Annotated in this window: 17 protein-coding genes; 15 read left to right on the top strand and 2 right to left on the bottom strand. The window is 34.0% G+C overall.

All coding sequences use genetic code 11. The annotated features are described in order from the left end of the window. Positions 1-280: 280 nt before the first annotated feature. The 13 genes from O9267_RS11500 (at position 281) to O9267_RS11440 (ending at position 15,061) form a co-directional block, all read left to right on the top strand. Positions 281-1,000: a carboxypeptidase-like regulatory domain-containing protein gene (locus O9267_RS11500; RefSeq protein ID WP_298179587.1), complete on the top strand. Its 720-nt coding sequence runs from the start codon at positions 281-283 to the stop codon at positions 998-1,000. A gap of 3 nt (positions 1,001-1,003) precedes the next feature. Then, positions 1,004-1,759 (top strand): hypothetical protein, encoded by a 756-nt coding sequence (locus O9267_RS11495; protein ID WP_298179583.1) that lies wholly within the window; start codon positions 1,004-1,006, stop codon positions 1,757-1,759. A gap of 20 nt (positions 1,760-1,779) precedes the next feature. Next, on the top strand, positions 1,780-2,274 hold the full coding sequence (locus O9267_RS11490; protein WP_298179580.1) for a DUF6702 family protein: 495 nt from the start codon (positions 1,780-1,782) through the stop codon (positions 2,272-2,274). A 174-nt stretch (positions 2,275-2,448) separates the two neighbouring features. Further along, positions 2,449-4,683 carry a M1 family metallopeptidase gene (locus O9267_RS11485; RefSeq protein WP_298179578.1) on the top strand — a complete coding sequence of 745 codons (2,235 nt, stop codon included), beginning with the start codon at positions 2,449-2,451 and terminating at the stop codon, positions 4,681-4,683. Positions 4,684-4,714: 31 nt separating this feature from the next. After that, positions 4,715-5,038 (top strand): twin-arginine translocase TatA/TatE family subunit, encoded by a 324-nt coding sequence (locus tag O9267_RS11480; RefSeq protein WP_298179575.1) that lies wholly within the window; start codon positions 4,715-4,717, stop codon positions 5,036-5,038. Next, positions 5,038-5,592, top strand: coding sequence for a phosphatase PAP2 family protein (locus O9267_RS11475; RefSeq protein WP_298179572.1), 555 nt, complete (start codon positions 5,038-5,040; stop codon positions 5,590-5,592). The genes O9267_RS11480 and O9267_RS11475 overlap by 1 nt, the downstream gene beginning before the upstream one ends. A gap of 106 nt (positions 5,593-5,698) precedes the next feature. After that, on the top strand, positions 5,699-7,012 hold the full coding sequence (locus O9267_RS11470; RefSeq protein ID WP_298179570.1) for a TolC family protein: 1,314 nt from the start codon (positions 5,699-5,701) through the stop codon (positions 7,010-7,012). 48 nt (positions 7,013-7,060) lie between these two features. Beyond that, positions 7,061-8,149 carry an efflux RND transporter periplasmic adaptor subunit gene (locus O9267_RS11465; protein ID WP_298179567.1) on the top strand — a complete coding sequence of 363 codons (1,089 nt, stop codon included), beginning with the start codon at positions 7,061-7,063 and terminating at the stop codon, positions 8,147-8,149. A gap of 167 nt (positions 8,150-8,316) precedes the next feature. Next, positions 8,317-11,508, top strand: coding sequence for an efflux RND transporter permease subunit (locus O9267_RS11460; protein WP_298179565.1), 3,192 nt, complete (start codon positions 8,317-8,319; stop codon positions 11,506-11,508). Positions 11,509-11,667: 159 nt separating this feature from the next. Then, positions 11,668-11,973, top strand: coding sequence for a hypothetical protein (locus O9267_RS11455; protein WP_298179562.1), 306 nt, complete (start codon positions 11,668-11,670; stop codon positions 11,971-11,973). Positions 11,974-12,007: 34 nt separating this feature from the next. Beyond that, positions 12,008-12,193: a DUF2892 domain-containing protein gene (locus O9267_RS11450; protein ID WP_298179559.1), complete on the top strand. Its 186-nt coding sequence runs from the start codon at positions 12,008-12,010 to the stop codon at positions 12,191-12,193. Between the two features lie 1,076 nt (positions 12,194-13,269). Next, a complete protein-coding gene (locus tag O9267_RS11445) occupies positions 13,270-14,310 on the top strand; it encodes a GMP reductase (protein ID WP_298179556.1) in 1,041 nt (346 codons plus the stop codon). A gap of 220 nt (positions 14,311-14,530) precedes the next feature. Then, the gene (locus O9267_RS11440; RefSeq protein WP_298179554.1) at positions 14,531-15,061 is read left to right on the top strand and encodes an NUDIX domain-containing protein; all 531 of its coding nucleotides are present in this window, start codon (positions 14,531-14,533) and stop codon (positions 15,059-15,061) included. A 306-nt stretch (positions 15,062-15,367) separates the two neighbouring features. Here the strand turns inward: O9267_RS11440 and O9267_RS11435 are convergent, their stop codons facing one another. Beyond that, on the bottom strand, positions 15,368-15,841 hold the full coding sequence (locus O9267_RS11435; RefSeq protein WP_298179550.1) for a hypothetical protein: 474 nt from the start codon (positions 15,839-15,841) through the stop codon (positions 15,368-15,370). Between the two features lie 466 nt (positions 15,842-16,307). Between O9267_RS11435 and O9267_RS11430 the strand changes: the two genes are divergently transcribed. Beyond that, positions 16,308-16,562 carry a hypothetical protein gene (locus tag O9267_RS11430; RefSeq protein WP_298179549.1) on the top strand — a complete coding sequence of 85 codons (255 nt, stop codon included), beginning with the start codon at positions 16,308-16,310 and terminating at the stop codon, positions 16,560-16,562. 330 nt (positions 16,563-16,892) lie between these two features. Here O9267_RS11430 and O9267_RS11425 read toward each other — a convergent pair whose 3' ends face one another. After that, positions 16,893-20,453 carry a response regulator gene (locus tag O9267_RS11425; protein WP_298179547.1) on the bottom strand — a complete coding sequence of 1,187 codons (3,561 nt, stop codon included), beginning with the start codon at positions 20,451-20,453 and terminating at the stop codon, positions 16,893-16,895. A 483-nt stretch (positions 20,454-20,936) separates the two neighbouring features. On the opposite strand from O9267_RS11425, the gene O9267_RS11420 reads away from it, so the two are divergent. Then, on the top strand, positions 20,937-22,055 hold the full coding sequence (locus O9267_RS11420) for a VWA domain-containing protein (RefSeq protein ID WP_298179545.1): 1,119 nt from the start codon (positions 20,937-20,939) through the stop codon (positions 22,053-22,055). Positions 22,056-22,102: the final 47 nt, after the last annotated feature.

Below are 22,102 nucleotides of genomic sequence, written 5' to 3'. Positions count from 1 at the left end.
TAATTAACGTGAGTTCGATATAAAAAACCAAAAAAACATTCACCATTTTACACTAATTGAAGATGGAAAATTACACCAATAAAATCTGATTTATTAGATTTTAGTTCGTGAAATTTAATTGTTAAAATTATAATTCGTGTAAATTCGTGCAATTCGTGTCTAAAATTTAAATTTGCTTACGTCGAACTCACGTTAAATTAACAAAAAATTACAATTCCATTGGCTAATTTTTTGGAAGACAATGCGATATTTTTACCAAAACAAATCAAACGAACTAACATTGAAGCATTTTTACTTACAACTTATTTTCATCTTGTTTCTAACAATGGCGCAAGCTCAAAATGGCGCAACCTACCAAATAAAAGGAAAGGTCAATGCTGATATAAGCGATTTAGAAGGTATAAATGTTGAAAATGTAGAATCTGAAAAAACAACGGTAACCGATAAACAAGGTTATTTTTACATCAATGCTAGAGTAGGGGAAACGTTAGTATTGTCTTCGGTTCAGTTGAAGAAAGTATACCGAATTATCAATGAAAGTGATCTCGATAAAGAATTGATTTACATTTTGATGAGCGCCAAAACGGTTGAATTGAAAGAAGTTGTTATTGAGAAAAGCGAGATAAACGCCGTTTCAGTGGGAATTGTTTCTAAAGATCAAAAAACGTATACACCTGCCGAAAGAAAAGTTCGTACGGCAACAACGGGACTTTTAGATCCACTTTTAAACAAGATTTCGGGCAGAACAGAAATGCTGAAAAAAGAAGTTGTTGTAGAGAAAAACGAAAAAGCATTAGTAAGATTAGAATACCTTTTTGAAGAAAATTATTTTGTTGAAAAACTAAAAATTCCACAAGAGTACGTCAAAGGATTTCAATATTATGCAGTAGAAAATGTCGATTTGCAAAATGCACTTAAAACTAAAAATAAAACATTAGCCAAATTTCTCATGATTAATTTATCGAAAGAGTATATACAAACCATCCAATCTAAAGACTAGCCGATGCGTTATTTAATCGCCTTATTTCTACTTATTATTACTTCATTAACTTCATTTGCACAGCAAGGAGAAACGCTTAATGGAAAAGTTATAGCTGAATATGGTGATACTAATGCTGTTTATGTTATTAATTCCAGAACCGAAAAAGGAATTCTTACCGAAAAAGGTGGTTACTTCTCAATAAATGCTTCTGTTGGTGATACAATATTATTTTCATCTGTTCAATACAAAGCCAACAAGGTGATTTTGAAACAAAAAGATTTTGAAAAAGCATTACTTTTTGTCAAAATGGAACCTATTATGAATCAACTAAGAGAAGTAATGGTTTTTCAATACAAACACATCAATGCGGTTGCAATGGGAATTATTCCAAAAGGTCAAAAAACCTATACGCCAGCTGAACGAAAATTAAATACAGCTTCTAATCCATATATGACTGGAAATGTTGATGGTACAACTGGTGGTTCAATCGGGCTTGATCCGTTGTTTAATATGATGTCTGGAAGAACTGCCATGCTCAAAAAAGTGGTAGAAGTTGAAAAGAAAGAATTCTCAAGAGCCAAAACAGAAGATTATTTCGACGAAAGTTATTTTATCGAAAAACTAAGAATCCCAAAAGAATATGTCAAAGCTTTCCAGTTTTACATTGTAGAAGATAGTGGTTATGCAGAAGCTATAAAAACCAAAAACAAAACACTTGCCCGATTCAGAATGGGAGAATTAGCAATTAAATACCTTGAAATGTTAGCAGGAAAGTAGCAATTACCTATTTTTGAAAAATGAAAAAAAATGGTTTAGTTATCACAATTGCATTTTTGGTGTTTTCCTCTTTCGGAATGCACAAATTTTACACAGCTATTTACCAAATCGAATTTGTGCCCAAAAAGAAAATGATTCAAATAACTACCCGAATATTTATTGATGACTTGAATGAAGCTTTAGAAAAAAAGTACAAACAAAAAGTTTACATTGCAACCGAAAAAGAATCATCACAAGATGTTGAGTGGATGAAAAAATACTTAGCCGAAAAATTTCAAATAAAAGTAAATGGCAAACTAAAGCCAATGATTTTTTTTAGCAAAGAAGTTGAAGAAAATGTAGTAATCTGTTATCTTTCAATCAAAGAGATTTCCAAAATAAAGACGTTGGAAGTAGAAAATTCAATCATTACCGAAGTTCACGATGAACAGCAAAATATCATTCAAGCCAAGTTCAATGGCGAAAAGCACAGTCTTCTTTTAACATCCGAAAACACCAAAGGAATGTTAAAATGAAGAAAATATTTTTTTTAATTTGACAGATTAGTGAAATTTAGTGAGAATCAAATTCGTGTTAATTAGTGAAATCTGTGTGAAATTTCATTTATAATTCGTGTTAACAGTTAAAATAATATCTATTTTAGCACTTTAGATAAAAATAATTACTTTTATAGCTTCAAAAACTAAGGTATGAACAAATTTCTTTTAGCATTAGTGCTATTTCCAAGTTTTATATTCGCTCAAGATAATACAACTACAAAACCTAAAAGCGAAAAAAACCCAGATAAATTCAAACAAATGTATGATTTGTTGGCAACGCCCAATATGTATCGTACAGCTTCTGGAGCACCTGGACCAGAATATTATCAGCAAAAAGCGGATTATAAAATTGACATCGAACTAGATGATAAAAATGCCAAATTAGCCGGAAAAGAAACCATCACTTATACCAATAATGCTAAGGAATCGTTAGACTATTTATGGTTACAATTAGATCAAAATCAACAATCTCGCAAGTCACTTTCACCATTAGTTGATAGCAATGTTACCGATCCAGTTTCTAGTCCAAAAGGATTTTCAAGAAAATACCTAGAAGAAGATTTTGATGGCGGTTTTAATATAGAATATGTAAATGATGCGCTAGGAAAACCAATGCAATACTCCATCAATCAAACCATGATGCGTATTGAGTTGCCAAAGCCTCTTGCCAAAGGTGAAAAAATTACTATTTCTATTAAATGGTGGTATAATATCAATAATTATCGCTTAGATGGTGGTCGTTCTGGTTATGAGCAATTTCCAGATGGAAACCGACTTTATGTTATCGCACAATTTTATCCAAGAATGGCGGTTTATAATGATGTGGAAGGTTGGCAAAATCAACAATTTTGGGGAGCAGGTGAGTTTGCTTTGCCTTTTGGCGATTTTGAAGTAAACATAACCGTTCCAGCCGATCATATATTGGAAGGAACAGGAAGTTTACTGAATCGAAACGAAGTTTTTACACCAGCACAAGTAGCGCGTTATGCACAAGCCGAAAAATCATTTGACAAACCAGTAATTGTAGTAACACAAGCCGAAGCTGAAGTAGCCGAAAAAGGATTTTCAGACAAGAAAAAAACATGGAAATTTAAAGCAGAGAATGTTAGAGATTTCGGAATCTCAACTTCTAGAAAGTTTATTTACGATGCCATGGCGGTGCAGTTAGGTTCTAAAACAGCTATGGCAATTTCGCTTTATCCAAAAGAAGGAAATCCATTGTGGGAAGAATATTCTACTCGAATAGTAGCACACACATTAAAAAGTTATTCAAGCCATACGTTTGATTATCCTTATCCAAAAGCGATTTCAATAAACGCTGAAGATCAAGGTATGGAATACCCGATGATTTGTTGGAATTGGGGACGACCAGAACCAGATGGAAAATATTCTGATAGAGTAAAACACGGAATGATGAGCGTTATTGCACACGAAGTTGGACACAATTTTTTCCCAATGATTGTCAATTCAGATGAGCGTCAATGGACTTGGATGGATGAAGGTCTTAACTCATTTATGGAATATATGGCGTTGATAGAATGGGATCCGAAATTTCCTGTTGATCGTGGTCCAGCCAAAAGTATGGTGCCTTATATGAGCGGTGACGAAAAAGGATTAGAACCTATAATGTCTAATTCTGAAAGTATCCGTCAATTCGGAAATAATGCTTACGGAAAACCTGCGGCAGCATTGAATATTCTTCGTGAAACGGTTATGGGAAGAGAATTGTTTGATTATGCTTTCAAAACCTATGCAAATCGTTGGAAATTCAAACATCCAACACCTGAAGATTTTTTCCGAACAATGGAAGATGCTTCTGCCTTTGACCTTGATTGGTTTTGGAGAGGATGGTTTTACACAACAGATAATGTTGATATGGGAATCAAAGAAGTAAAAAAATACTTTGTAAGTAATGACGAACCTAAAGAAGTGAAAGATTTTCTAAAAACTAGAAGAAGACGCAATCGCATCGAAGGACCAATGGTTTATATGGTGTCCGAAGGAAGCGAAAGTTTTAAAGCTTCTATGAATAAGCCTTTTGAAATTAAAGATTCAAAATCATTAGAAACATATATTAACGAGACGTTTTCTAAAGAAGAACAAGCTAAACTTAAAACGCCTAAATATTTCTATCAAGTAACTTTTGACAAACCAGGCGGATTGGTAATGCCAATTATTGTAGAACTAACCTTTGAAGATGGAACTACCGAAACACATCGTTTTCCTGCACAAATTTGGAGAATGAATGATAAGGAAGCCAATCGAACTTTTGCTACCGATAAAAAAGTGACCAAAATTGTGCTCGATCCAAAAGAAGAAACAGCCGATGTAGATTTGACCAATAATACTTGGCCAAAACAAGAAATAAAATCAAAATTTGACTAAATTTGCAGAGCTAATTTTAATATAAAAAATTATGTTTGGAATAGGTGGAGGCGAAATGATTTTTATAATTTTCATTGCCTTAATGCTTTTTGGTGCTGACAAAATCCCAACGATTGCTCGTACTCTTGGGAAAGGTATGGCGCAACTTAAAAACGCAACCAACGAAATTAAAACGGAAATTCAAAAAAGTGCCGAAGCTAATGGTTTGGATACTTCTATAAAAGATTTAACAAGCGGTTTTAACACTGAAATTGAAAGTATAAAAGATAATCTGGGCGCTAAGGACATCAATCCTCTTAAAGATGTCAAAGAATCTATTGACGATTTAACTGGGCCTATAAAACGTCAACTATAATGCTCGAAAAAATAATTGCGCTCGATAAAGAATTATTTGTTTTTCTTAACGGGTTAGGTTCGCCTGCTTTTGATGGTTTATGGTTGTTTATTACCAAACAAACCAATTGGACGCCAATTTTTCTGCTGGTTTTTTATCTTATTTACAAAAAAGTGGGATTAAAAAACCTTGGAATAATGATTTTATTTATTGCTTTTTTAATTCTTATTTGTGATCAAACGGCTAATCTTTTTAAATATACTTTTGAACGTCTTAGACCATGTAATGATTTGCAAATAAAAGACATTATCAGAGTTGTAAAACAGAGCGATACTTTCAGTTTCTTTTCTGGTCATGCTACCAATTCAATGGCTACTACCGTGTTTGTTTATTTGATAATGAGAAAATATTACAAACATATATACTTGTTGTTTTTATTTCCATTAATCTTCGCTTATAGCCGAATTTATCTAGGATTGCACTTTCCAATTGATATTTTAACGGGTTATACTTTTGGAGCGACTTTTGGTTTTCTTTTTTACAAAATTTACGCATTCAAATTTTTGAAAAATTAGCCAAATGAAAACGCTTTTTTTGGTAACATTAGTTACTCTGTAACACTTGTTACTGTGAGCGCATTTTTACCCATCTATTTTTGCTTCATAATTCAGATAGAAAATTATGAAGAAAATAAGTTACATCATTTTTACAGGAACATTTTTGAGTTCATTTTTTGGTTTTGGTCAAGATACATTGGCTATTTTTAAAAGTGAATTAGTACAAAAAGTCGCCGAGAAGAATTTGCAAATCAAAATTGCCGAAAAAAATTACCAATCAGCAAAAGCAGATTTTAGCCAATCAGCAGCACTTTTTTTGCCCAACATCAATATGTCGCATACCGGAATTTCAACTACCAATCCGTTGATGGCTTTTGGTTCCAAATTGAATCAGGAGATTTTGACAATGGCCGATTTCAATCCTGCTTTGTTAAATGATCCAGCCAAAACACAAAATTTCTCTACCAAATTTGAAATCCAACAACCGCTTATCAATGTAGATGGTTTGTACGGAAGACAAGCTTCCAAAGCCAAAATGGAAGCGTATCAATTGCAAACCGAACGTACCAAAGAGTATTTAGAATTGGAAGTTTCTAAAGCTTATATGCAATTGCAATTGGCTTATAGAGCTGTAAAAGTTTTAGAAAAAGCCAACTCAACAGGAAAAGCCAATTTGAAATTAGTTGAAAACTATTTCAAACAAGGTATGTTGCAAAAAACTGATTTGCTAAACGTTCAAGTTCGTGTAAACGAAATCGAAAATCAATTGCAGTATGCTAAAAGTAATGTGCAAAATGCTTCCGATTATATAGCTTTTTTATTGAATGAAGATAGTAATGGAAAAATCTACAAACCATCGGAAGAATTAGATAATGCAATTGTAATTAAAGAAATAAACACTTCATTATCAGGCAATAGAAAAGATATTCAAGCGATGAGTAAATCGTCTGATGCTTATGCAAAAATGTTGCAATCGTCTAAAATGGCTTTTTTACCAAGATTAAATGCTTTCGGAAGTTATGAATTGTACGACCAAAACTTTTTAGGAACTTCAGCCAAAGGCTATTTAGTAGGTGCACAATTATCATGGAATGTTTTTGACGGTTACAAAACCATTGGAAAATTCGACAAAGCCAAAGCCGATTTCCAAAAAGCCGAAGTAGAAACAGATCAATACAAAAAACAAAGCCAATTGGAATTAAATAAAACCAATCGCCAACTAAAAGATTCCGAAAATAAAGTAAATCTTTCGCAATTAGCATTTGAACAATCTCAAGAAGCCTACAGAATTCGTCAAAACCGTTTCACGCAAGGATTAGAAAAAACAACCGATTTATTACAATCAGAAACCCAAATGATTCAAAAAGAATTGGAGCATTTGCAATCAGTTTTCGAGTATAATTTCACTAAGCAGTATTTGCAATTTTTAACTAAGTAAAAGAGTATTAAGATTAGAGTATTAAGTATTAAGACAATAGAAAACATTATGAAGAAAGTAATAACTATCCTAACCCTTTCAACAATCTTATTCGTATCATGCGGCAAGGAAACGAAAGAAACTACTAACAACGAACCAGCCATTGCAGTTCAAGTAAGCGGTATTTCTGCCGATTCTAATGCGCCATTTGTAACCGCAAGCGGGAAAATTGAAGCCGAAAATAGCGCCAATGTTTCTACCCGAATGATGGGTTATGTGACTAAAGTTCACGTAAAAGTGGGGCAAAAAGTAGGAGCAGGACAACTTCTAGTTAGTGTAAATAACACCGACTTACAAGCCAAAAAAGCGCAAGTCGATGCTTCAATTCTACAAGCAACTGCAGCTTATAATAATGCCAAAAAAGATTATGAACGATTTACAGCGTTGTTCAATCAGCAAAGTGCTTCTCAAAAGGAATTAGACGATATGACTTCGCGATACGAAATGGCTAAAGCAGGTTTAGAAGGCGCCAAACAAATGCGAAATGAAGTAATGGCACAGTTTTCATATTCTAATATTACCGCTCCATTTTCTGGAGAAGTTACCAATACGTTTGTAAAAGAAGGTGATATGGCAAATCCAGGAATGCCTTTGGTAAGTGTTGAAGGAGTTTCGAGAATGCAAGTAACCGCCATGGTTTCTGAAAGTGATATTGCTCAAATTAAAAACGGAATGTTGGTTAAGGTTTTAGTGAAATCAATCAACAAAGAAGTTTCAGGAAAAGTATCAGAAGTAAGTGGTTCTGCTAAAAATACTGGCGGACAATATTTAGTAAAAGTAACCTTAAATACAACTGACAAAGCCATTTTATCAGGAATGTTTGTGAATGTTCAATTTCCAATAGCTAACAAGCCAAAAGCTGAAACAACTGTAAAATCAGATAAAGTAATGGTGCCAGAAAGTGCTTTGGTAAAACAAGGACAACTTACAGGTATCTACACAGTAGCCAACGGAAAAACAGCCATTTTAAGATGGATAAGAACCGGAAAATCATTCGGAAGTCAAGTAGAAGTTTTATCAGGATTATCGGCTAACGAGCAATACATTGTTTCCGCAGAAGGTAAATTGTATAACGGAGTTTTGGTTAGTGTTCAGTAATCAGTGTTCAGTCGCAGTTTTCAGTCGCAGTAATCAGTCGCAGTAATCGGTCGCAGTTTTCAGTGTCACACTGAGCGCAGTCTCAGTGCTTTTTAAATATAAGTTTTCAGTTTTTAAGCATTGCCTTTTAAACTCATAAACTTCTAAACTCATAAACTAAAAAAAAAATGCAAGAAGGTATATCAGGTAAAATAGCCCATTTTTTCATCAACTCTAAATTGACCATTCTATTGATGGTTGGATTGATGATAATTGGTGTATATAGTTCGTTCTTAATTCCGCGTGAAGAAGAACCACAAATCAATGTTCCAATGGCCGATGTAATGATTGGTTATCCAGGAGCAAGTCCGGCAGAAGTGGAAAGCCGTGTTATAAAACCATTAGAAAAAGTATTGTCCAACATCAAAGGTGTAGAACATTTACATAGCATGGCTATGAATGGTCAAGCGATGATTATTGTGCAATTTTATGTAGGCGAAGATTCAGAACGCTCGTATGTTAAATTGTACGACGAGTTGATGAAAAACGAAAACATGTTCCCAAAAGGTGTTTTCAAACCTATGGTAAAAACGCGTTCTATTGACGATGTTCCTATGATGGGATTGACGCTTTGGAGCGAAACGTTAAACGATTTTGAAATTCGTCAAATTGCCGAAGAAGTAACTTCTGAAATTGAAAAAGTAAAAGACGTTGCCATCACCAAAGAAATTGGTGGAAGAACGCGTGAGCTAAAAGTAGTTTTAGACAAAGATAAAATGGCTGAAAATGGCGTGGATGCTTTGTCGGTTATGCAAATGATTCAAGCTAATAATGGAAGTTCTCAATCGGGAAGTTTTGTTTCTAATGATAAAGAATACTTGCTTACAACAGGACAATTTCTATCGAATTCAGAAGATGTTGAGAATTTAGTTGTTGGTGTAAATGCAAACATGCCAGTGTATTTAAAACAAGTCGCTGCTGTTCAAGATGGTCCTTCAACACCAAGAAGTTATGTTTCTTTCGGTTACGGAAAAGCCAATGAGAAATATACTAAAAACAAATCAGAATATCCAGCGGTTACTATTTCTATCGGAAAAGTAAAAGGAGCTGATGCTATGAAAATTGCAGATAAAATACTTGAAAAAGTTGACGGTTTGAAGAAAACATTAATTACCGATGATGTTCATGTAGAGGTTTCTCGTAATTATGGCGAAACAGCTTCAGATAAAGTAGGAGAGTTGTTAATGCACTTGGGAATTGCGATTATTGCCGTAACACTTTTAGTAATGCTTGCCATGGGTTGGCGAGGTGGTTTAGTGGTGTTCTTTTCTGTGCCCTTAACGTTTGCTTTGACTTTGTTTGCATACTATATGTTGGGTTATACACTTAACAGAATTACGCTTTTCGCATTAGTTTTCGTGGTCGGAATTGTAGTAGATGACAGTATCATCATTGCAGAAAACATGCACCGCCATTTCAAAATGAAGAGATTACCATTCAAACAAGCGGCTATTTTTGCGATTAACGAAGTTGGAAATCCTACGATTTTAGCAACGTTTACCGTTATTGCAGCTATCCTTCCAATGGCGTTTGTGTCAGGAATGATGGGACCCTATATGAGTCCGATGCCAATTGGAGCTTCTATTGCGATGTTATTGTCATTGTTTGTAGCTTTAACGGTTACGCCTTATTTGGGTTACCATTTATTGCACGAAAAAGACGAACAAGAACACAAAGCTGAACAAGGATTGGAAACGTCTTGGATATATAGAGTATATAATAAAATTGAACGTCCATTTCTAGAAAATTCTACTAAACGTAGAGTGATGTTGGGAATTACGGTTGTTTTATTAGTAGGTTCAGTTTTGATGTTTTTCACAAAATCCGTTTTGGTAAAAATGCTGCCTTTTGATAACAAAAACGAATTCCAAGTAGTAGTTGATATGCCAGAAGGAACTACGTTAGAAAGAACTGCAGCTGTTACGCAAGAAATAGCTCAATATCTTACAACTATTCCAGAAGTGGTGGATTATCAAAATTACATTGGTACTTCAGCACCAATTACGTTCAACGGTTTGGTACGCCATTACGATTTGCGTGGTGGAAGCAACATGGCGGATATTCAAGTGAATTTGCTGCACAAAGAAGATAGAGATTTACAAAGTCATGATATTGCTAAAATTGTTCGTCCAGAAGTGCAAAAGATTGCTAAAAAATATGGTGCGAATGTCAAAATTATTGAAGTACCACCAGGACCACCAGTTTTATCAACATTGGTTGCCGAGATTTACGGTCCAAATTATAAAGACCAAATTGCAGTTGCCAATCAGGTAAAAAGTATTTTAGAAAAAACATCTGATATTGTAGATGTCGATTGGATGACCGAAGACAATCAAACCGAATATCGATTGGAAGTGGACAAAGAAAAAGCAATGCTTAACGGAATTGCACCACAACAAGTAGTTGGAAATTTGACGTATTTATTGAAAGAATATCCAGTTTCTAATTTATATGATGAAAATTCTAATAATAGCGTTGGAATTGTACTTTCTCTTGATGACAAAGACAAAACATCTTTGCAAGACATTCAGAATCTAAAAATAAAAGGAAGTCAAGGAAATGTAGTTCCTGTTTCTGATTTGGTAAAAGTAGTTGCGGATACTTTACAAAAAACAATTTACAGAAAAGACCAAAAACGAGTAGTGTATGTAACCGCTGATATGGCAGGAACTTTAGAAAGTCCAGTATATGCGATTTTGGGAATGAACGAAGAATTGCAAAAAATGAAATTGCCAAAAGGCTACAAAGTCAACGAATTGTACATGGACCAACCATCAGACGAAAGTGATTTCACGGTAAAATGGGATGGAGAATGGCAAATAACCTTAGAAGTGTTCCGTGATTTAGGTGTAGCTTTTGCGATTGTAATCGTGATTATTTATATGCTGATTGTAGGTTGGTTCCAAAATTTCAAAACGCCTATGGTCATGATGATGGCAATTCCGCTTTCGTTGGTAGGAATTGTATTTGGTCACTGGTTATTGGGAGCTTTTTTCACAGCTACTTCTTTCATCGGAATGATTGCATTAGCAGGAGTAATGGTCAGGAACTCGGTCTTGCTCATCGACTTCATCGAAATCCGACTGAACGATGGAGTTCCATTAAAACAAGCGATTATCGAAGCAGGAGCAGTGCGAACCACACCAATCTTACTAACAACAGGAGCCGTTGTAATTGGAGCCGTAATCATCCTATTCGATCCAATTTTCCAAGGATTAGCGATTTCGTTAGTATTTGGAGCCATCGTTTCAACAATTCTAACTTTGATTGTAGTGCCATTAATCTACTATATCACTGAAAGAAAAAAATGGGAGAATTAGTGTTCAGTGTTCAGTCGCAGTATTCAGTGTTCAGTCGCAGTATTCAGTCAATTGTCACACTGATCTTGTCGCAGTACTTTTTAAATATAAGTTTTAGTTTTTAAGCTATGCCTTTTAAACCCTTAAACTCTTAAACTTTTAAACCTTAAACTTTTAAACATGAAACTATTATTAATAACCGCAGTAGCCGAATTTGAAAACGAAGTAAAACAAATTCTAAAAAAAGCACAAGTCAAAACCTTCTCTTATCGAGAAGTTACTGGCTACAGAAACACTTCAGAAGATGCCATCGAAAGCAATTGGTTTGGAACAGAAATGAACGAAAACGAATCGATACTATTTTATGCATTTGTAGAAAATGATAAGGTAGATGATGTATTTAATGGAATTGACGAATTCAATGCAAAACAAGAAACGCTATCACATATCCATTCAGCTATTATCAATATTGAAAAATCGAATTAGAAAAACTATTCACCATTCACTAATTACTATTAAAATGAAAACAAGAATCATACACGCAGTAGCCGGAACTTTTATACTTATCAGTATACTTTTATCTTTATATGTAAATCAAAATTGGTTGTGGTTTACGGCTTTTGTAGGAGCAAATTTATTACAATCATCCATTACAAAATGGTGTTTGATGGCAGATGTTTTAACTAAGTTAGGGGTAAAAGATTAACCATAAAAAAACGAATTCGTCAACCTACACTACCGTCACTTCGAGTATTTTATAAAATGCGTCAGCTTTTTATAAAATGTATCGAGAACATAGAAGCAATAAATAAGTTTTTCAGAGGTTCTCGATTAGCTTCGCTCAGTTCGGCAAAAGCCTCGGTTCAATTTTGCATTTCAAAAACTTGCGTTTTCAAAATACAAAATCACTCGAAGTGACAATAGAGAAAAAGTACAAGTATAGTGTATCTAAGACTTATAAATTATATGTCTAAAAAAGCGAATTCCTCAACCTACCACTACCGTCACTTCGAGTATTTTATAAAATGCGTCAGCTTTTTATAAAATGTATCGAGAACTTAGAAGCAATAAATTTTAAAGATTCCTCTAATTTCTCCAGTCCGTGTTCCAAAAAAAATCCGCACAAATCCGCGTTTGCAAAGCGTCCGTTTCATCCGCGTTCTAATTAAATCTTCGCGTACTTAGCGCCTTCTTTGTGCTCTTTGCGGTTAAACCCTAAGCATAGCGCTAAAGTTCTCCAATCCGTGTTCCATAAAAAATCCGCGTAAATCCGCGTAAATCCGCGTTAATGAAGCATCCGTTTTATCCGCGTTCCATCCTAAGCGCAGCACCAAAAACTTTGTCGCCTATCCCAAGCGCAGCGCCAAAAATATAAAACTATGAAAACCTATGATTCTATGTGGTTTAAAAAAAGAAAAACCGTTTTCATCCACATTCCCATTAAACCTTTGCGTGCTTAGCGCCTTCTTTGTGCTCTTTGCGGTTAAATTCTAAGCATAGCGCTAAAGTTCTCCAATCCGTGTTCCAAAAAAATCACTGCAAATCCGCGTTTGCAAAGCGTCCGTTTCATCCGCATTCCATCATAAGCGCAGCGCCAAAAAAAATCCGCGTAAATCCGCGTTTGCGAAGCGTCCGTTTCATCCGCGTTCCATTAAATCTTCTCGAACTTCGCGCCTTCTTTTACTAACAATTGTTAATAAATTCCACCCACATAAATCCAAAAAACAGCTTCTAAATTTCTCCGAAAGTAATACATTTGAATACATTGAAAAAGTAAACCAAATGAGAATAGAAACCGAACTTAAATTAGGATTTAAAGATGTAATGATAAGACCCAAACGCTCTACACTTAATAGTAGATCTCAAGTGTCGTTAGAACGCGAATTTAAGTTTAAACACAGCACTGCGACTTGGACAGGCGTGCCGATTATGGCGGCCAATATGGATACCGTTGGAACCTTTGAGATGGCATTGGCATTGGCAAAAGAAAAATTATTCTCTTGTATTCACAAACATTATACTGTTCAAGAGTGGAATGACTTTATCCAAACAGCGCCTTCGGATATTTGCGATTATATAGCCGTTAGCACTGGAACAGGAAAAGAAGATTTTAAGAAAATAGCCGAAATATTTCAAAGCAATCCGCAACTCAAATTTATTTGTATTGATGTTGCCAATGGGTATTCTGAGCATTTTGTAGGTTTCCTAAAACAAGCACGCAAACAATATCCCGATAAAGTAATCATTGCAGGAAACGTAGTAACGGGTGAAATGGTAGAAGAATTACTATTAGAAGGTGCCGATATTGTCAAAGTTGGAATCGGACCAGGTTCGGTATGTACAACACGTGTCAAAACTGGCGTTGGTTATCCACAACTTTCTGCTATTATTGAATGTGCCGATGCCGCTCATGGATTGGGCGGACATATCATTAGCGATGGCGGTTGTGCTATTCCTGGTGATGTTTCCAAAGCTTTTGGAGCTGGAGCCGATTTTGTAATGCTTGGCGGTATGCTTGCCGGACATACAGAAAGCGGTGGAGAAACAATAGAAGTCAACGGAGAAAAATTCAAGCAATTCTACGGAATGAGTTCAGAAACCGCTATGAAAAAACACGTTGGTGGAGTCGCAGAATATAGAGCTAGCGAAGGCAAAACCGTTCAAGTACCTTTCAAAGGTGATGTAATTGATACTTTACATGATATTCTGGGTGGCTTAAGGAGTACTTGTACATACGTTGGAGCTTCTAAGTTGAAAGAGCTAACCAAAAGAACCACCTTCATAAGAGTTATAGAACAAGAAAACAGAATTTTTACCAAGTAAATCTAACATTCTCGCAGGGTTCTAAACCCTACGAGAGTTATAATAGTAATAACTCTATCCAAAGCGCAGCGCCTAATACAGATAAAGAAACCTATGTCTCTATGTGGTTAAAAAAAACAAGCGTAACATTTAAAGCAAAGTAAAAACCTTAGCGAACTTCGCGCCTTCTTCGTGTCCTTAGTGGTTAAACCCCAAGCACCGCGCGAAAAAAAATCTCATCATGGAATTAATAAACAAACAACAATCATTCTTCAAATACTGCCCCAATTGCAGTTCTCCAAACGTTACCAATCAGAACAACTTCAAGTTACACTGTTCCGATTGCGATTTTGTTTTGTACCACAATATTGCGGCAGCTGTGGCTATTATTTTCACCTACCAAGATAAGATTCTCTTTACCGAACGAAATGTTGACCCCGACAAAGGAAAACTCGACCTACCTGGCGGATTTATTGACCCAAACGAAACCGCCGAAGAAGCCGCTTGTCGCGAAATTAATGAAGAATTAGGGTTGAATATCACACCAAAAGAGTTAAAGTTCATTACTACATCACCTAATAATTATTTATACAAAAACGTTCCCTACAGAACTATGGATATTTTCTACGAATGTGAACTAAAAAGTGAAGTAATTTCGATAAAAGCTGCCGACGAAATAAAAGCCCTAACCTGGATAAAAAGAAACGAAATAGACCTGAATAAAATCGGATTTGTATCCATTAGAAGCGTGATAGGCGAGCGGTATCTATAGAAAAAGTTTTAATACTCAGTTTTTCATAGATTCTAGAACATCCCGATTGAAATCGGGACACCCGAAGTAACGATAGAGGAAAGTACGAGAATAAAGTTAAAGATACGAAATACGAGGCGCGAAGTGATGTTATGTAAAAGAAGAAGTAATGTGTTGCTGGGAAGTATATATCGTTTTGCAGCTACAAGAAGTTTCGTACTTCATTCACTGACTATTACAAATATAACCAAAACTTTGATTCAACAATTACCAATTCTGATAAATCCCATGCCTAGCAATTTCTTGTAACTGCTGTTGTAGGCAGTATTAATTTTTCGTAAATGTCAAATAATCTGTTCCTCCATTTCCACCACTAACATCTTTTAGTTTTATTACAGTTGTAGATTTTTCAATAATTTCCCAATCATCTGTCAATTCTTCAAATTGTGAAGGTGAACTAAATGTAATATTAAAATCTAAATCACTTATACTATCATCATTACTATTAATGTCAGTTACAGACCAAGTTCCAGTATAATTATTTGTTCCATTTGAAGCGGTTAGGGCATTACTTGCTCCAAAAGTAAAATTGTAACCATTAAAATTAGTAGTTTCTTCTTGGTCAGTATCATAATAAAATGTTATTCTCCAAGTTCCGTTATTTAATATGTTAATAACATCAGCTGGATTATTAACTGTTGGATTTGGATTATCATCATCATTACTACACATAGATGATGTAGTCAAAACAAATAACATTGCTATTACTAAACTAAATTTAATTTTTTTTAAGTTTTTCATAATTTTAGGTTTTTAATTGTTTGATGAATAATAACGTTTTTTTTGTCAAAATATTGCCTTCAACTATATGCCTTAAAAAAAAACGAACTCATCAATCTACCACTAATATCACTTCGAGTTTTTTATAAAATGCACCCGCTTTTTATAAAAAGTATCGAGAACTTAGAAGCACTAAATTATAAAGATTTCTCTAATTTCTCCCATCCTGGTTCCAAAAAAATCCGCGTTTGCGAAGCATCCGTTTCATCCGAGTCCCATCAAACCTTAGCGAATTTCGCGCCCTCTTTGCGTCCATAGCAGTTAAACCCAAGCGCAGCGTCAAAAACTATTTTTCTATGTGTTCCAAAAAAACATTTCGTCCTATAAACCATTGAATTATACAAACTTTCTAAATTATTCTGTAAAACGCCATCGATTAACATAGCCTAACTTTGATAAAGTTTTAATCCTTTTAGATACAAACGTTATGAAAAAAATATTGTTAGCTATTTTATTTTTTGTAGGACTTACTACAATGCAAGCTCAGACTGAGCGACAAGAAGAACGTCAAGAAAATGATTTGGATAAAATGCAGCAAGAGCCACCTCGACCCGCTCAAGCAAATATGGAACGTGCTGTTAGAATAGAAGCACAAAAAAAACAAAATGAAAAAGATGCTAAAAAAAGAGCTAAAAAACTAGCCAAACAAAAAGCAAAACAACCAGCTGTTAAGCAGGAATAACCCCCTTTAGATATAATACTTATATTCCTAAAAAAAACGAATTCGTCAATTCTCCACCACCGTCACTTCGAGTTTTTTATAAAACGCGTTAGCTTTTTATAAAAGGTATCGAGAACTTAGAAGCACTAAATTATACAGATTTCTCTAATTTCTCCAATCCGTGTTCCAAAAAAATCCGCGTAAATCCGCGTTTGCGAAGCGTCCGTTTCATCCGCGTTCCATCATAAGCGCAGCGCCAAAAAAAATTCGCGTTTGCGAAGCATCCGTTTCATCTGCTTTTCCATCAAACCTTTGCGTACTTCGTGGTTAACCTCCGAGCGAAGCGTTCCTTTATACCAACCAATTCTCCAAAATACTATAAAAATCACACTGGTTAAAAGGTTTGGATAGATAATCATTCATGCCAGCCCTCAAACATCTATCTTTTTCACCAACCTCAATACCTGCTGTTAAGGCTATAATAGGTGTTTTCAATTCAGTGTCAATCTTTCTAATTTCATGAGTTGCTTCATAACCATTCATATTTGGCATTTGAATATCCATAAAAACGATGTCGGGTTTGTAATATTTGAATTTCTCAACTGCTTCAATACCATCATGAGCATTAATAATTTCGCTATTACTTATTAATTTACTTATTATTTTGTTTGTCAAAAGCAAGTTTACCTTGTTGTCATCAACAATTAAAATCGTTTTGGTTTCAGAATAGGTTAACGTTCTTTCTTGTTGTTTTACATCAGAAAGAACAGTTTTTTGATTTAGTAACGAAAGTTTTTGTAATAAAGCTGTTGGATAAACAGGTTTTATCAAATGATCAATTTTAGTAAATTCTCTTTTAAACAAATAAATATTTTGAATATCAGTTGAATTATGTAATAGGATGATAGGGATTTTATTAATAGTAATGTTAAACTCAGATTTCATTTTTTTCAAAAGCTCAAAAACATCATAATCCTTAATCATTTTGTCAATTATGATTGCATCAGGCAGACTCTTCGCATTGAAGTTTTTCAATGTATCAGTTCCATTTTTGAAGTGTGTAATTTCTATTGAATAATCGCTCAAAGAATCAATAATAATTTGCTTTATTTTTTGGTTTTCTTCTAGTAGCAAAATGGAATTTACACCACTCAAATCATATTTTTTCTGAGATGATACATCTTCATACATAAATTGAATTTCAAAACTAAAAGTACTTCCTTCACCTATTTTGCTATCAATATTTATTTTAGAACCATTTAGTAACGAAAGCAAATTGGAGGAAATAGAAAGACCAAGACCTGTTCCGCCAAATTTTCTCGTAGTAGAGGTGTCTTCTTGTGAAAATGGATGGAATACTTTTGGAATTTTTTTTAAATCCATTCCGATACCTGTATCAATGATACTGAATTTTAATAGAATATTTTTCTTGCTTTTTAGTACCGTTTCTACCTTAAGTTCGACTTCTCCTTTTATAGTAAACTTTATGGCATTACTCATCAGGTTAACTAACACTTGTCTTAATCTAACAGAGTCGGTCCAAATATACTTAGGAACATCTGGAGAAATATTTAGTATTAGTTCAATATTTTTATTAGAGGCATGGTATAAAACAATATTGGTAGACTGTTGAATGATGTCTTCTAAATCAGATTTTTGAACTTCCAACTCCATTTGACCCGATTCGATTTTTGAAAAATCCAATATGTCATTTATTATTCCTAGTAATGATTTAGCCGAATTATTTATGGTTGATGAATAAAGTTGTTGATTCTCATCAAGTTTTGTTTTATTTAATAGTTCGCTAAAACCTATTACACCATTCAAAGGCGTTCTTATTTCGTGACTCATATTAGCCAAGAACTCCGATTTTGATTTGTTGGCTAACTCGGCATTTTGTTTAGCTAAAACAAGCTCTTTTTCATTTTTTAATCTTGCTGTAATATCTAAAAAACTACTTACCACTCCAGCACCATTTTCTAACAATACAGAGTTTATATTTATCCAAGAAAATTCATCGTTTGGTTTATAAACACCCATAATAACATTAGAAACCGATTTCTTAGATTTTAAAGCCCGCATTGCTGGATGATAACGTCCTGAAAAGGGACTTCCATCTTCACGAATGCATCGCCAACTTGGATCTATTGATGTTCTTCCAATCATTTGATTTTGTGTTAAACCCAATATTCTTTCAGCGGCTTTATTGCACTGTATAATTTTACCTTCTGGGTTTTGTAGCACTAATCCTTCCGAAATAGCTTCAAAGGTAATTTTGAAATTGTCTTTGCTAGTTTTTAACTGCTGTTCAATTTTTTTTCTTTCCGTAATATCTTGTGTAGTTCCTATAAATCTTATTGGCTTACCTTTATCATCATTTATTACTTCTCCAATGGTTAATAGTGTTTTTGTGACACCTTTACATATAACTCGGTATTCATGTTTGAAAGGAATTCCTGTTGCTATTGCCTGCTTGGTCATGTTTAAATAGGTTTCTACATCATCAGGATGGATAACTTTTTTAACTAATTCTGTGCGCTCAGTTTGATTTAGAACTTCATGGTTCTCTATTCCATATATGGAGTACAATTCGTTTGACCAGATTCGTTCGCCAGTTTTTACGTCAATATCCCAGCTGCCTATTTTAGAAATTTTTTGGGCTTTATTTAAAAGTTCTAAATTCTTATTGTTTTCAAATTCTAGTAATTTTTGTTGCGTAACGTCTTGATTGGTTCCCAAATGATATTCAGGAACACCATTTTTATCTTTAATTATTTTGGAAATGCCTTTAATGTATTTTATCCTTGTACCTCCATCAAACAGTAATCTGAAATTATATTCAAATCCTTCATGACCATATTTTGCTAATAATTCATCAAATATAATCAAATCATCAGGATGAATTTTCTCTCTTAATAATTCAAATAATTTTGGGCCTTTTTCTTTTTCACTAATTTCTACAATTTTGTACAACTCTTTTGACCAAAATAATTTTTTGGTTTTCAAGTTTAACTCATAACTACCTACTTTACTTATGGTTTGAGCTTCGGTCAGACGATCCCTTTCAAATTTTATTTCTAGTTCAAGAAATTTACTTTTTGTAACATCTTTACCAATAATATATATTTCTTCGAGTTCAACATTGCTATTGATATTACATTCTATATAAAAAACTTTGTTTTTTTTGTTGATATACTTTATGGTAAAATAAGAAACATTAAATCCTTTAAAAACGCCTTTTGTATGTTCAATAACATCTTCAATTTCATTGGCATTTATTAAACTTAAAATATTAGTTTTGAAAGCCTTTTTTTTGGAAAGTTTGAAAAAGTTAATAAAATGAGGATTGAATTTTTTTATTTCCCCTTTAAAGTTAACTATGCATTTTAAGTCTTCAGAAAAATTAAAAAAATGTTCAAACTTTTCTTTCTCAATCTTGTTTTTACGAGCAATCATTTTGTCGATTACATCTTCCGACAGCAGTTTGATTGATTTTTTTTGGAATTCAGATAATTTGTTAGGCTTTGTGTCTATGATACAAATAGTTCCAAGTGTAAACCCTTTTGTGTCAATTAACGGATAGCCCGCATAAAAACGAACAAACGGACTACCTGTAACAATTTCCATATTTTTATATTCCTCTTCATTGTGTGTGTCTTCAATAATATAAAAATCATCGGACTGAATGGTGTACTTGCAAAAAGACATATCAAGCGGTGTTTCGCATATATCCGAACCATATTTCGATTTAAACCAGTGACGGTTTGTATCGACTATACTTATAAAAGATATGGGCATATCACAAATAGTGGCAACTAATTCGGTAATTCTATCAAACTCGTTTTCAGGATCAGAATTTAAAATATCATATCCTCTAAGTGCTTCAAGTCTTTTAATTTCATCTTCATTCATAAGCAAAAATGGGGCTTAATATTAGTATTGGTAATCTATATCATAAAATGTAAACAGCAGGAATATCAAATTTATAAAAAAAATATTAAATAGATGTCAAATAACTATGTTTTTTAATCTTTTGCTGTAAATTTTTTGAATAAAAATGCTTATAAGTGCTAAAACGGTAAACGAAAATTCATCAACCCACCACCACCGTCACTTAGATTTTTTTATAAAATGCGTTAGCTTTTTATAAAAAGTATCGAGAACTTAGAAGCACTAAATCAGTTTTTCATGAGTTCTCGATTAGAGGCGCTCAGTTCGGCAAAAGCCTCGGGTCAATTTTGCTCCACTACGTTCTACAAAATCACTCGAAATGACGATAGTAGAAATTAGAAGTCTCATCAACTTCATGCTTTTTATTGGTAAAAACTCATTTTAACTTAAAATTAATATTCGTTTTCGTTGGGCTATTAACTTTAAACTGTAATTTTATATCTTATGGAAAAGAACACTAAAAAAGGATTTTTCTTCAAGAACTACGAAGCACCCAACCTTTCGCCATTCGACAAACTGTTTGAAATTTTCAAAGAGTTAATCACTCATACTTCGGGCGATTTTGACGAAGCTATTGACTGGTTGCGTCAACTAGATGTTGAATATAAACTGACGGACGAAAACTATACCATCGATGATTTTATTGAAGATTTAAAGAAAAAAGGCTACATCCGTGAAGAACTAAAAGAAGACGGAACTTCGGGCACTGGTATTACAGCCAAAACCGAAAGAGCTATTCGACAACAAGCTTTAGATCAAATTTTTGGCAATCTAAATAAATCGGGTAGTGGCAATCATAAAACCAAATATTCAGGAAACGGCGATGAACAAACAGGCGAATTTAGAGCTTACAACTTTGGTGATGCTCTAGATACAATCTCCTTAACAGAGAGCTTGCGAAATGCCCAAATCAATAATGGTATAGGCGAATTTCAACTAACCGAAAATGATTTGGTGTTAGAAGATGCTCAGTTCAAAGCGCAAATGAGCACTGTTTTAATGATTGATATTAGTCACAGTATGATTTTATATGGCGAAGACCGTATTACGCCTGCCAAAAAAGTAGCTATGGCTTTGGCTGAATTAATTACAACTCGCTACCCAAAAGACACCATTGATATCCTAGTTTTTGGTAACGATGCTTGGCCAATAGCCATTAAAGATTTACCCTATTTAAAAGTAGGACCTTATCATACCAATACTGTTGCCGGATTGCAATTGGCAATGGACATGCTGCGCAGAAAACGCAATACCAACAAACAAATATTTATGATAACCGACGGTAAACCAAGTTGTGTTCGCGAAAAAGATGGTACTTACTACATGAACAGTAACGGTTTAGACGAATACATCGTTGAGCAATGCTACAATCAAGCGGCACAAGCCCGAAAATTGCACATTCCCATTACAACGTTCATGATTGCTAATGATCCTTATTTGCAACAATTTGTAAACCGATTTACAGAAGCCAATCAAGGAAAAGCATTTTACACAGGATTGAAAGGATTAGGCGAAATGATTTTTGAAGATTATGAAACGAATAGGAAGAAGAAGATAAAGTAGATTTCAGATAATAGAAAATAGATTACAAATAACAGAATATAATAATA

This window comes from Flavobacterium sp., assembly GCF_027531705.1.
In the GTDB taxonomy this organism is placed as follows: Bacteria; Bacteroidota; Bacteroidia; order Flavobacteriales; family Flavobacteriaceae; genus Flavobacterium.
This window is presented reverse-complemented; position numbering and strand designations above follow the sequence as displayed.